Below are 12,219 nucleotides of genomic sequence, written 5' to 3'. Positions count from 1 at the left end.
AGCCGACCTTCGGGTCGGCTTTTTTATGGCTGTTGCAGGGGCTTTCTCATTCCGGTGACCTCCGGCATTATCTGCCGCATCAGCTCCAGAAAACGCCGCAAGCGCGCCGGATAATAACGAGACCAGGGGTAAACCAGATGTACCGGTAACGCTGCCGGCTGCCACTCTGGCAGTAGATGCACCAGTCTTCCTTCCTGAATATCATCCTGTACCGTCCAGCTGGATACCACCGCCACGCCAAGCCCGGTGAATGCCGTATTGCGCGCCACATACAGGCTGTCTGTACTCAGGCGTGGCGTAATGGTAACCCGCGCCGGGGCGGATGATGCATCGTGGAAAAGCTCCACATGGCGTTGATAAAAAGAGCTGATGGCGATCCAGGGAAGCTGCTGCAAATCTTTCGGCGTTTTAACCGCGGGATAACGGGCCAGTAATTCCGGTGAAGCCACCACCGAGCGCGGCACTTCAGCCAGCAGCACGGACACGGTTGCCGGATCGACTTCCACACCCACCCGAATAGCACAGTCAAGGTTGTCGCCGAGGAAATCAACCGAGCGATCGTTGAGCATCCACTCTACAGAAAGCTGGGGATAGCGCTGTAAAAATTCGGTTAACGGTTTCAGAAGCTGATCCTGGCCAAACGCGTGCGGGGCGCGCACCCTCAGCACCCCAACCGGTTCATCTTCCGTCTGCCCTACCTCGTCTTCCAGCGCCAGCCAGCTGTCAATCACCCGTCGGGCATGCTGATAGCAGCGTTCGCCGTCATCGGTCAGCCGGGTCGTATGGGTTGTGCGCAACATCAGGCGTACTCCCAGCATGGTCTCAAGCGACTGCAACCGTCGGCTCACCGTGGCCTGGGTTGTTGCCAGCTGACGTGCCGCCGCAGAAAGAGACCCCGCCTCCACAATGCGAACAAACGTTCGCATCAGTTCTACCCGATCTATACGCTCAGACCTTTTCATACCATTTTTACCCATACGCCACACGTATAAGCGTTTTACCACCGCGCCCGCTACCGTCGCAAGGCGTACTGATAAAAAATAGCCGCACACGACGAATGAGGAACATCTTATGAACACAACCACCACCCGGGCCGTAAGCCGCTGGGTAATCTTAATGCTGGCGCTCGGTGCGGGCTTTAGCGTGGCATCCATCTATTATGCCCAGCCTCTGCTGCCGCTGATGGGCTCAGACCTGCATCTGAGCATCGAAGGCATGGGCATGGTCCCGACGCTCACCCAGGCGGGTTATGCCCTGGGCATCCTGTTTCTGCTCCCGCTCGGCGATCGTCATGACCGCAGAACGCTGATCCTGATAAAAAGTGCGGCTCTGGCGCTGTTCCTGCTGGGTTGTAGCCTGACCGGACAACTGCACTCCCTGCTGCTCACCAGCCTGCTGATTGGCATGGCCGCCACCATGGCGCAGGATATTGTCCCGGCCGCAGCGATCCTCGCGCCGGAAGGTAAACAGGGAAAAACGGTCGGCACGGTGATGACCGGCCTGCTGCTGGGGATTTTGCTCTCCAGAACCGTCAGCGGCGTGGTCGGTGAAGCCTTTGGCTGGCGGGTGATGTATCAGCTGGCTGCTGCAAGCATTGCCTTTGTCGGCGTGGTGATGTGGGCCGTACTCACACGTTTTGCTATTCACTCCACGCTGAGCTATCCCGCGCTGATGCGTTCCATGGAGCACCTGTGGCGTCGTTACCCGGCACTGCGTCGCGCGGCGCTGGCTCAGGGTTTTCTGTCGATTGCCTTTAGCGCATTCTGGTCAACGCTGGCGGTCATGCTGCTGGAACGGTATCACCTTGGCAGCGCCGTAGCGGGTGGATTTGGTATTGCCGGAGCCGCTGGTGCGCTGGCTGCACCGCTGGCAGGGGGTCTGGCAGATAAGCTGGGCGCCGGTAAAGTGACCCAGCTGGGTGCCGCGCTGGTGACCCTCTCGTTTGCCCTGATGTTCCTGATGCCGGCACTGGGTGTACACGGTCAGTTGATCCTGATTGCCCTCTCCGCGGTCGGTTTCGATCTCGGCTTGCAGTCCAGCCTCGTGGCCCACCAGAACCTGGTCTACAGCCTTGAGCCGCAGGCCCGCGGACGCCTGAACGCCCTGCTGTTTACCGTCATTTTCATCGGAATGGCGCTGGGTTCGGCATTAGGCAGCAATATCTATACGCTGGCAGGCTGGTCTGGCGTGGTGGCTCTGGCAACCCTGTGTGGTGCCATTGCGCTGGCTATCAGAGTGATTGAAAGCGCCCGGGTGCTGTCCGCACAGGCAGAACGTGTGTAAAAAAAATGCCCAACCCGGACGGGTTGGGCAGTCAAAACATGCCCAGTTTCAAGACATGTCAAACAGGTCAGAGTCTTATTTGTTCATCTGGAACAAAGACATACCCTGCATATCGCTAAAGGCTTTATACGAGGCCTGCAACGCCGCCTGCTGCATGGTGTAGGACGAAATCACCGAGTTCCAGTCCACGTCAACCAGGTTACTCATCTGCTGCGTCTGACCCAGCGCGCGGTCTTCACCCAGAGCGTCCAGCTTGCCCAGCTCATCCAGCTTGATGCCGAGGTCGGCGCGCACGGTCAGCACGTTGTTGAGGGAGTTGCTCAGGCCACGGTTGGCTTTATCAATAGCCGCCGTAAACGCCTCGGCTTTCGTTTCATCCTCCCCAATCGGCGTATTCAGCGCTTCAATTGCGGAGTCGAGGATCTTGAACAAATTCGTTTCCGGCGCACTACCATCTGGCTCTGGCTTGGCATTGCTGGTGAAGCTATCGAAAACTTCAGTGCCCGTATGGCTAATTTGCATCGTGCGCGCGGAGTCAACCTGCTGGCTGATTGGCGTTCTGCCGCCCTTATAATCACCCGTCGCCTGGTCGAAAGCCGCCGCTTCGGTCTTGTAACCGGAAAAAATATAGCGACCGTTACCGTCCGTGCTGTTAGCCAGGTTCATGAGCTGATCGCGAATACCTTGCAGGTTCGTGGCCAGCGAAGCGCGGTCATCGTCACTTAACGTACCGTTGCCCGCATTGACAATCTTTTCCTGAGCAGCCTGGATGGCGGTTGTCACTTGCGATAACACGTTCTCTTCCAGCGAGACTTTCGTCGTAGCGAAGGAGCGTGCCAGCGCATACTGGCTGTTTTGCGTTTGAGCCTGAGAGAGCACAACGGCCTGCGAGGCGGCAATCGGATCGTCAGACGGACGGTTGATACGCTTCCCCGTAGACATCTGCTCGCCGTAGCTGAGCCAGAGACTTTGGGAGTTCGTCACGCCGCGCATGCTTTGCTCATACATCATTTGAGTACTAATACGCATTTTTTATGCCTCAGCCTTAGCGGATATTGATCAATGCATCAAACAGCGTGCTCGCCGTTTGCAGCACCTGCGCATTCGCCAGATAGTACTGCTGATAGCGTTGCAGGTTGCCATACTCTTCATCCAGGTTAACCCCGGAGATTGACTGCTGTTGTTTGGTCAGCTGCGTCACCACGTTAACTTTGGTTTCGCTGCTGGTTTTCAGCGACGCCGTGGTGCTGCCCACCGTACTGACCAGCGCGGCATAAGCATCGTTAAAGGTTTTGTTCCCTCCCACCAATTTGGCGCTCTGTAAATCCAGCAGCTTCTGGCCATTGGTATTGTCGCTTTCACCGCTTCCTTTCGCGGAGGCCATCGCCAGTTTGGATTCGTCGCTGATCGCTACGTCCATATTCACAATGACGTCATTCACCGGTTTGACGATGAAACTGTCTTTATTATCGGCTGAGCCGCTAATCTTAACGTTGAGACCATCAAACGACAGATTACCGCTGGCGTCAGGCTTGGCCGTGAAGCTGGTATTGTCCGACAGACGCGTGATTGTCCAGTCAGTACCGTTGTACTCAACTTTATAGTTTGTCGCCTGGACCTTTGTACTGTCCGTCATCGTGGCCGTAACGGACGCGCTTCCGGTGTTTTTACCGTTACTCAGCACTGCCGGCGAGCCAAAATCAAACAGCTTGCCGCCTGCATCCCCGTTGGCATCAAAGCCAGCCTGGTGCTGGGTATTCATGGCATCCGCAAACGCCAGCGCCATCTGGTTAAGGGTGTTTCGCGCCTGATCCAGATCCTGAGAACGGAACGTTAACAGCCCCCCAAGCGACCCCGTGGTGATCTGTTTTTCTGAGATCTCCACGTTGCCCGCTGCGGTATCCACATACGCAATTGTTGTACGCGCTGGGTCCGCACTGGATTTCACCGCCGCCAGCTGGCTGGCGTTGCTGCCCTGTACCAGGGTGTAACCGTTGGCGATAGAGATGTTGTAGGTGCCGCTGTCCTGTACGGTGACGTCCACACCGACAATCTTGTTCAGTTCACTCACCAGCTGATCGCGCTGATCGAGCAGTTCATTCGGGGATGCGCCCGCACCGACGCCAGTCAGCCGGGAGATCTGATCGTTAAGATTGGCAATCTGTTTCGCGTAGTTATTGATCTGATCGACGCTGGTAGAAATCGCCGTATTGACCTGCGCATCCTGATCGCGGAGATATTGATCGTTGGTTTTAAACTGGTTTACCAGACCATCCGCCTTCCCGAGTACCGTCTGGCGAGCAGCCGGATCTTCTGCGTTACTCACCAGCGTTTGCAGGCTTTTAAAGAAATCCTGGAGGTTGGCAGAAAGCGAGTTCGTGGTATCAGAAAGCACGTCGTCAATTTTTGACATCTGCTGGTAGCGCGTGGTCAGCCCACTGCTCTGGTTCTGCGCCGCGCGCAGCTGGTTGGTGATAAACGCATCATATTCACGCTGAACACCGGAGACATAGACCCCGTTACCCACCCAGCCACCGCCGGTCAGGGTGCTGTTTGATGCCCCCAGAATGGTGGACTGGCGGGTATAACCTGCCACGTTGTAGCTTGAAATATTATTACTGACGGTATTGAGTGCCGACTGCGCAGCACTGAGGCCACTCATGGCGCTGTTAATCAAACTGGACATGGGGGTTCCTTTTATACGTTCAGACACGAGTCCTGATGAAGGTTATCGGCAACCTCCACCGGGACTTGAGAACTTTCAGAACAGATTTTCGAGATCTGTGCTATACGCTTTGCTGACCTTCTCAGACATGGATTTCAGCTGCTGGATCATGCTGGTCAGCTTGCGCGCATAGTTTGGATCGGTCGCGTAGCCAGCATTCTGCAATGCCTGAGCGCCCTGCTCTGGCGTGGCGGCCTGGGTCACGGCGGTGTAGCGCGGATTCCGGCTCAGCAGCCCGACATAATCCGACAACGCTTCCAGATACGAGCTGTAGACGCGGAATTTGGCTTTCACCTTCACTGCCGCACCGTTCTCATATTCGGTGGTGGTGATCTCGGTGGTCGGCCCTTTCCAGCTGGAGGTGGCCTTCACGCCAAAGATGTTGAAGCTCGGCTCACCGTTCTCCCTGCGGATCTGACGTTGCCCCCAGCCCGACTCCAGCGCCGCCTGCGCCAGAATCAGATGGTGCGGCACGCCGCTCTCTTCACTGGCAAGACGCGCCGGCAGGGAGAGCTGCGCCAGGAAGTCTTTGCTGTCGCCGGAGAGCGGCTCGTCACGCGTTTCTGCCGGCTTCGGCATCGCCTTACGCACCATCTGCGTCAGCGCCTGATTTTGATAACTGGTCACCTTTTCCAGATCAAACTTCAGCGGCACCTGCTGCGGGGCCTCTTCAGGCGGGAGCCCCTGAGCGGCTGCGGTCTGCTTCACAATCATGTCCGCCAGGCCGAGCCCCTTTCCGGCGGTCATTTGCTGGGCAATCTGCTGATCGTACATGCTGGTGTAAAGCCGCGTGGAATCGCTGCTGAACATGCCATCTTTCGGCAGGGTTTCACGCATGCTTTTCAACATCATCTGCACGAACATGCCTTCCACCTGACGGGCAACCGGGCGGATATTCGCCGCCGGATCCTTGCCCGCTTTGGTTTTCAGCTCGTTGAGCGACTGGGCATCCCAGGCGGCACTGGTCAACAGTTTGCTATCGGTCAGCATTTAGATGATTTCCAGTCTGGCGCGCAGGCAGCCTGCACTTTGCATGGATTGCAGAATGGACATCAGATCCATTGGCGTTGCACCCAGCGCATTCAGAGCACGCACCACGCTGTTCAGGTTGGCGCTGGAGCGCACGCTCTGCAACGAACCGCCGCTCTGTCGTAAATCAATCTGCGTTTGCGGGGTCACTACCGTCTGACCGCCACCAAACGGGGTATCCGGCTGGCTGACGTTGGCCGAGCGGTTAACCGTGACGGAGAGATTGCCCTGCGCCACGGCGCAGCTGTCCAGCGTCACTTCGCGGTTCATCACCACCGAGCCGGTACGGGAGTTGATAATGACTTTCGCATCCTGCACCGGCACGTTCACTTCCATATTCTGGATATCGGCCAGCAACCGCACCTGGTTGCTGCTGCCGGTTGACGTGCGGATCTGCACGGTACGGGCATCCAGCGCGGTGGCGCTGCCGTAGCCCCGGCTGCGGTTGATGGTGTCAGCGATCTGCTGCGCCATCGTGAAGTCTTCGTTATTCAGTTGCAGGTTAATGGTGTTGCCGGTGCCGAACTGGGTCGGCAGCTCACGTTCGATGATCGCGCCGTTGGTAATACGTCCCCCGTTCAGCTGGTTCACCTGCACGCTGCTGCCGCCCGCCGACGCGCCTGCTCCGCCAACCAGAATGTTGCCCTGCGCCAGAGCATACACCTGGCTGTCGACGCCTTTCAGCGGCGTCATCAGCAACGTACCGCCGCGCAGGCTTTTGGCGTTACCCATCGACGAGACAACCACGTCGATGGTCTGCCCCTGACGCGCAAAGGCCGGATAAGACGCGGTCACCATCACGGCCGCCACGTTTTTCAGCTGCATGTTGGTCCCGGCCGGTACGGTAATACCGAGCTGCGAGAGCATATTGTTCAGGCTCTGGGTGGTGAACGGCGTCTGGGTCGTCTGGTCACCCGTCCCATCCAGCCCCACCACCAGGCCGTAGCCAATCAGCGAGTTTTCGCGCACGCCCTGCACGCTGGTGAGATCGCGTATGCGATCGGCCTGCGCAACGGTAGCGACCAGCGACAGCGCCACGGCGAAGAGAAATTTATACATAGGTCACCTCGCTTACATCGGCGATAAGTTAAGGAAGAAGCGTTGCAGCCAGCCCATATTTTGCGCTTCGTTGATGTAGCCGTTGCCGACGTACTCAATGCGCGCATCCGCCACCTGAGTGGACGGTACGGTGTTGGTGCCGCTGATGGTGCGAGGGTTAACCACACCGGAGAAGCGAATGAATTCCGTACCCTGGTTAATGGCGATCTGTTTTTCGCCCACCACGTGCAGGTTGCCGTTCACCAGAACCTGGTCAACCGTAACCGTCAGCGTTCCGCTGAAGGTGTTGCTGGCGTTCGCACCACCTTTACCGTTAAAGGTGTTGCCGCCGGAGGCTTCCACATCCGCACGGGCGTTGCCGAACAGCCCTTGCAGATAGCGCGGCACGGTGTCGAAGCCAAAATTGGTTTTGCCGTCGCGGCTGGCGTTCGCCGACGAGCTCTTACTCGCACTGACGTTTTCCTGCAACACAATGGTCAGCGTATCGCCAACGTTACGCGGACGACGGTCTTCAAACAGCGGCTGATAACCGTAGTTAATCGGCTGCGCGGTCTGGAAAATAGAGCCGTTCACCACCGGCGCGGGGCCGGGAACGGGTTGGGCGGTAGTCGCACCCTGTACCAATGGTTTAGACGGGATCCAGGCACACCCGCTGAGGGTGACGGCCAGAACAGTCAGGATCGGATAACGAAACGCCGCGTTTTTTTGCATTGCCTTCATCTTCGAAAACAGGGAGCCGGTGCGACGTTTACCGCACCGGGCTACACCTTAGAGTTGCGTCAGTTTTTGCAGCATCTGGTCGGTCGTCGACACTGCTTTACTGTTAATTTCATAGGCGCGCTGGACCTGGATCATATTCACCAGCTCTTCCGCCACGTTAACGTTCGAGGTTTCCACATACCCCTGATACAGCAGCCCCGCCCCGTTCAGGCCCGGGGTACTTTCATTTGGCGTGCCGGAAGACTGCGTTTCGGTGTAGAGGTTCTCGCCGATGCTTTCCAGTCCGGTATCGTTCATGAAGGTGGTCAGGTTGAGCTGTCCAACCTGGACCGGCGCGGCCTGACCTTGCTGAGTGACGCTGACGATACCGTCACGACCAATGGTGATACTCAGCGCGTTCGCCGGGATGGTGATCGCAGGCTGAACCTGGAAACCGCCCGCCGTCACCAGCTGGCCGTTCTGATCCACCTGGAACGAACCATCGCGGGTATAGGCGGAGGTCCCGTCAGGCAGCTGCACCTGGAAGAAACCCTGACCTTTAATGGCAACGTCTTTACTGTTGTTGGTCTGGGACAGGTTGCCCTGGCTGTGCAGACGCTCGGTGGCGACCGGGCGCACGCCGGTACCAATTTGCAGACCGGACGGCAGCGTGGTTTGCTCAGAAGACTGCGCCCCTGGCTGACGAATCGTTTGATAAAGCAAATCTTCGAAAACCGCACGCTGGCGCTTGAAACCATTGGTGCTGACGTTTGCCAGGTTGTTGGCAATCACATCCATATTGGTTTGCTGTGCGTCCAGACCGGTTTTCGCGATCCATAAAGAACTGATCATAGGGAGTCCTGTTAACTCATAGCCAGAAGTTGGTTAGCCTTGCCTGCGTTTTCATCGACGCTGCTGATGATTTTCATCTGCATTTCGAAGCGGCGGGCGCTGGCGATCATGTCGGTCATGGCTTCCACCGGTTTGACGTTACTGCCTTCCAGCACGCCGGACATCACGCGGATGGTCGGGTCGGCCTGTAACGTGGCGCCACGCGTGGCCTGCGCCGCCTGGGTCAGACGGAACATCCCGTCATCGCCACGCTGCACTTCGTTGCCTTCCGCTTTCACCAGCTTCAGACGACCGACAGGCGCAACGGTGTTCGCCGGGTCGCCCGGGTTTAACGCCGAGATCGTCCCGTCTGCCGCAATGGTCAGCTCTGACCCTTCCGGCACCGTCAACGGACCGGCTTCGCCCATAACCGGATGCCCCTGAATCGTCAGCTGCCCGGTGGCGCTCACCTGGATATTACCGTTGCGGGTATACCCTTCCCCGCCGTCAGCCGTTTGCACCGCCAGCCAGCCGTCCTGCTGAAGGGCAACGTCCAGCGGACGCGCGGTGTAATCCATCTGACCTGGCGTCATGTCGGCGCCCGGCGTGGAGGCGGTGACCAGCGTACGCGTGGGCAATGACAGCCCTTCTACCGGCACCGCACGCAGCGCGTTGAGCTGCGCACGAAAACCTGGCGTGGAAGCGTTCGCAAGGTTGCTGGCGGTAACAGCCTGCTGATTGAGCGTCTGGCTTGCTGCGCCCATCGCTGTATATATTGCGTGATCCATTGCGCTTTCCCGTCAGCTGCTTAACGCAGGTTAACCAGCGTGTTGAGGATCTGATCCTGGGTTTTGATGGTCTGCGCGTTGGACTGGTAGTTACGTTGCGCGACGATCATGTTCACCAGCTCTTTACTCAGATCGACGTTGGAGGCTTCCAGCGCGCCGTTAGTCAGCGTGCCGAAGTTACCGGAACCCGCGGTACCCAGCAGGGCAACACCGGAAGACTGCGTGGCAGACCAGACGTTATCCCCTTCGGATTTCAGGCCTTCGTTGTTGGCGAAGTTTGCCAGCACGATCTGGCCCAGCACCTGGGTCTGTTCGTTCGAATAGTTACCGACAACGGTACCGTCATCGTTGATCTGGTAGCTCACCAGATCGCCCGGCTTATAGCCGTTCTGGCTCGTCGCCACGATATTGTTCGCACCGGTGTTTTGCTGCATGGAGTTGGCGAAACTCATGTCAAACGTGGCTGGCGTCGCGCCCGGAACGGTGCCCGTTGTGATCTTGATATCATCGCCACCCGTCAGCACACCACTCTCGTTAAAGGTCAGCGTGGTTGCCAGTTTCGCTGCATCTCCCGCTACGCTGCCGTCCTGCGAATACACTTTCCAGGAGTTAGCTGGCGTCTCGTTTTTGACATAAAACAGGTTCATGTTGTGCGCATTACCCTGGCTGTCAAACACCGTCACGGTGCCTTTCTTGTTGTAAGAGTCAGGGTTGGACGGATCGAAGGCGACGGTTGGCGCGGTATCGGTGGAGTTCAGGTTGATCTGCTGAGAGGCCGTGGTGGTGGACTTCGCCGCCATCAGCGTCGTTGGGATGGAGATCGCCTGCGGATTCGCACCGGTTTGCACCGTAGGCGGCGTGCCGGCAACCGGATAACCGGTTAACTGAAGCCCCTGCATGTTCACCAGGTTACGGTTTTCATCCAGCTTGAACTGGCCGTTGCGGCTGTAGAACACGGAACCGTTGGCATCCACCATACGGAAGAAACCGTTCTGGCTGATGGCGACGTCCAGACCGCGACCGGTGTTGGTGGTCGTCCCATCGGTGAAGTCCTGGGTGATACCCGCAACCTTCACGCCCAGGCCCACTTTAGAGCCTGCAAACATATCTGCAAAAGACGCAGAACCGGATTTAAAACCATAGGTCGCGGAGTTGGCGATGTTGTTGCCAATGACGTCCAGGTTGGTGGCCGCAGCATTCAGGCCGCTGACCGCTTGAGAAAAGGCCATGACTTACTCCTGATAAGTATTAAGGCTTAGATAATCTGCCGAACTTCGTCGAGTGTGGTGGTACCGGAGGTACCCAAATCCAGTTTGTTGCCATCGCTACCCTTGATGACGCCCTGAACCAGGGCAAACTGTAGCGGCTGAGCCACCAGCTGAGTGGTGCCGTTGCTGGCGCTAATCGCAACCTGATACGAGCCGTTAGGCGCTTTAGTGCCGTCGGTCAGGCTGCCATCCCAGGTAAAGGTATGAACGCCCGCTTTAAGCTCGCCAATCTCAATCGTGCGCACCACGTTGCCGCTGGCGTCTTTGATTGTGGCGGTGACTTTGTCGGCCGGCTGCTGCAACTCAACGCCAAACGGCGTCGTGGTGGTGGTGGACGTGCCATCGGTAGTGCTGGTGCCCGCCAGAATCGTGGTCCCCGGGATCATCACCCCGTGACCGATCAGGTTGGCGGCCTGCAAGGACTGGCTGTTATCGATTTGACCGGAGACCGAGCCGAGCGTGGTGTTCAGTTTCTCAATGCCGCTGACGGTACTGATCTGCGCAAGCTGCGTGGTCAGTTCGTTGTTCTGCATCGGATTGGTCGGGTCCTGATTTTTCAGCTGCGCCACCAGCAGGGTCAGGAAGCTGCTCTGTAAATCGGAGGCATTGCTCCCGGTGAGAGAGCTGGAACCGGTCGCACTGCTGGTGCTGTTGACGCCGGTATTTGTCGGGTCATTCACGTTTACGGCGATGGACATGCGTGTCTCCTTTACTGGCCGAGAGTGAGTGTTTTGAGCATCATGCTCTTCACGGTATTAAGCACTTCGACGTTTGCCTGGTAGCTGCGCGACGCGGACATGGAGTTCACCATCTCCCCGACCACATCCACGTTCGGCATTTTCACGTAGCCGCTGGCATCCGCGAGCGGGTTGCCTGGCTCGTAAACCAGCTTGTCGGGCGCCTGGCTCTCAACCACGTCCGCCACTTTAACGCCGCCCGTTGCCGCACCCGGTGCAGCATCAACCTGGAAGACAACCTGCTTAGCGCGATACGGTTGTCCGTCAGGGCCGGTCACGCTGTCGGCGTTGGCCAGGTTACTGGCGGCCACGTTCAGTCGTTTGGACTGCGCCGTTAATGCCGAACCGGCGATATCAAAAATATTCAGCAAGGCCATTTACTAATTGCCCCCCTGTAGGACGGTCATCATGCCTTTAATTTGCCCGCCGAGTAGCGTCAGACCTGTCTGGTATTGCAGGCTGTTATCGGCAAACTGTGTGCGCTCCCGGTCCATGTCGACGGTATTGCCATCAAGTGAGGGCTGATCGGGAATACGGTAAAGCAGGTCGGTCGTTGGCGCGGTCATCGCCTGAGCGGGAATATGACGTGAGGATGTCAGGGCCAGTGAGACACCCGTTCCTTCGGCACGTCCACGCTCCATCACTTTTTTGAGTTCACTGGAAAAATCAATATCGCGCGCCTGATACCCGGGGGTATCCGCGTTGGCGATATTGGCGGCTAAAATCTCCTGCCGCTGGGCGCGTAAATTGAGCGCTTCCTGCTGAAAACGTAACGCGGCGTCGAGTTTATCGAGCATGTC

The 12,219-nt window shown here is 57.7% G+C and carries 13 protein-coding genes; 1 reads left to right on the top strand and 12 read right to left on the bottom strand.

The window, feature by feature from the left end; genetic code table 11:
• Positions 1-23 precede the first annotated feature (23 nt).
• Positions 24-977 (bottom strand): LysR family transcriptional regulator, encoded by a 954-nt coding sequence (locus L463_RS10240; protein WP_032104094.1) that lies wholly within the window; start codon positions 975-977, stop codon positions 24-26.
• Between the two features lie 94 nt (positions 978-1,071).
• Here L463_RS10240 and L463_RS10245 point away from each other — a divergent pair, with 94 nt between their 5' ends.
• Positions 1,072-2,283: an MFS transporter gene (locus tag L463_RS10245; protein ID WP_032104085.1), complete on the top strand. Its 1,212-nt coding sequence runs from the start codon at positions 1,072-1,074 to the stop codon at positions 2,281-2,283.
• Positions 2,284-2,358: 75 nt separating this feature from the next.
• Here L463_RS10245 and flgL read toward each other — a convergent pair whose 3' ends face one another.
• The 11 genes from flgL to flgB form a co-directional block, all read right to left on the bottom strand.
• Positions 2,359-3,312: a flagellar hook-associated protein FlgL gene (flgL, locus tag L463_RS10250; RefSeq protein WP_032104084.1), complete on the bottom strand. Its 954-nt coding sequence runs from the start codon at positions 3,310-3,312 to the stop codon at positions 2,359-2,361.
• Positions 3,313-3,328: 16 nt separating this feature from the next.
• A complete protein-coding gene (gene flgK / locus L463_RS10255) occupies positions 3,329-4,969 on the bottom strand; it encodes a flagellar hook-associated protein FlgK (RefSeq protein ID WP_032104082.1) in 1,641 nt (546 codons plus the stop codon).
• Between the two features lie 75 nt (positions 4,970-5,044).
• Entirely contained in the window at positions 5,045-5,998 is a 954-nt protein-coding gene (flgJ, locus tag L463_RS10260) for a flagellar assembly peptidoglycan hydrolase FlgJ (RefSeq protein ID WP_032104080.1), read from the bottom strand.
• Entirely contained in the window at positions 5,999-7,096 is a 1,098-nt protein-coding gene (locus tag L463_RS10265) for a flagellar basal body P-ring protein FlgI (protein ID WP_017384733.1), read from the bottom strand.
• Between the two features lie 12 nt (positions 7,097-7,108).
• Complete coding sequence (gene flgH / locus L463_RS10270) at positions 7,109-7,807, bottom strand: flagellar basal body L-ring protein FlgH (protein ID WP_003857987.1); 699 nt, start codon at positions 7,805-7,807, stop codon at positions 7,109-7,111.
• A gap of 57 nt (positions 7,808-7,864) precedes the next feature.
• Entirely contained in the window at positions 7,865-8,647 is a 783-nt protein-coding gene (gene flgG / locus L463_RS10275) for a flagellar basal-body rod protein FlgG (protein ID WP_000625853.1), read from the bottom strand.
• 11 nt (positions 8,648-8,658) lie between these two features.
• Complete coding sequence (locus L463_RS10280; RefSeq protein ID WP_003857990.1) at positions 8,659-9,414, bottom strand: flagellar basal body rod protein FlgF; 756 nt, start codon at positions 9,412-9,414, stop codon at positions 8,659-8,661.
• 20 nt (positions 9,415-9,434) lie between these two features.
• Positions 9,435-10,643 (bottom strand): flagellar hook protein FlgE, encoded by a 1,209-nt coding sequence (gene flgE, locus L463_RS10285; protein ID WP_015570832.1) that lies wholly within the window; start codon positions 10,641-10,643, stop codon positions 9,435-9,437.
• A gap of 26 nt (positions 10,644-10,669) precedes the next feature.
• Positions 10,670-11,380 (bottom strand): flagellar hook assembly protein FlgD, encoded by a 711-nt coding sequence (gene flgD / locus L463_RS10290; protein ID WP_003857994.1) that lies wholly within the window; start codon positions 11,378-11,380, stop codon positions 10,670-10,672.
• An 11-nt stretch (positions 11,381-11,391) separates the two neighbouring features.
• Complete coding sequence (gene flgC, locus L463_RS10295; RefSeq protein ID WP_003857997.1) at positions 11,392-11,796, bottom strand: flagellar basal body rod protein FlgC; 405 nt, start codon at positions 11,794-11,796, stop codon at positions 11,392-11,394.
• A 3-nt stretch (positions 11,797-11,799) separates the two neighbouring features.
• Positions 11,800-12,216 (bottom strand): flagellar basal body rod protein FlgB, encoded by a 417-nt coding sequence (flgB, locus tag L463_RS10300; RefSeq protein WP_003857999.1) that lies wholly within the window; start codon positions 12,214-12,216, stop codon positions 11,800-11,802.
• Positions 12,217-12,219 lie beyond the last annotated feature (3 nt).

It is taken from the genome of Enterobacter sp. BIDMC 27 (assembly GCF_000534415.1).
Taxonomy (GTDB): Bacteria; Pseudomonadota; Gammaproteobacteria; order Enterobacterales; family Enterobacteriaceae; genus Enterobacter; species Enterobacter hormaechei_C.
The sequence above is the reverse complement of the archived record's forward strand: the minus strand, read 5'-3'. Positions and strand labels throughout refer to the sequence as shown.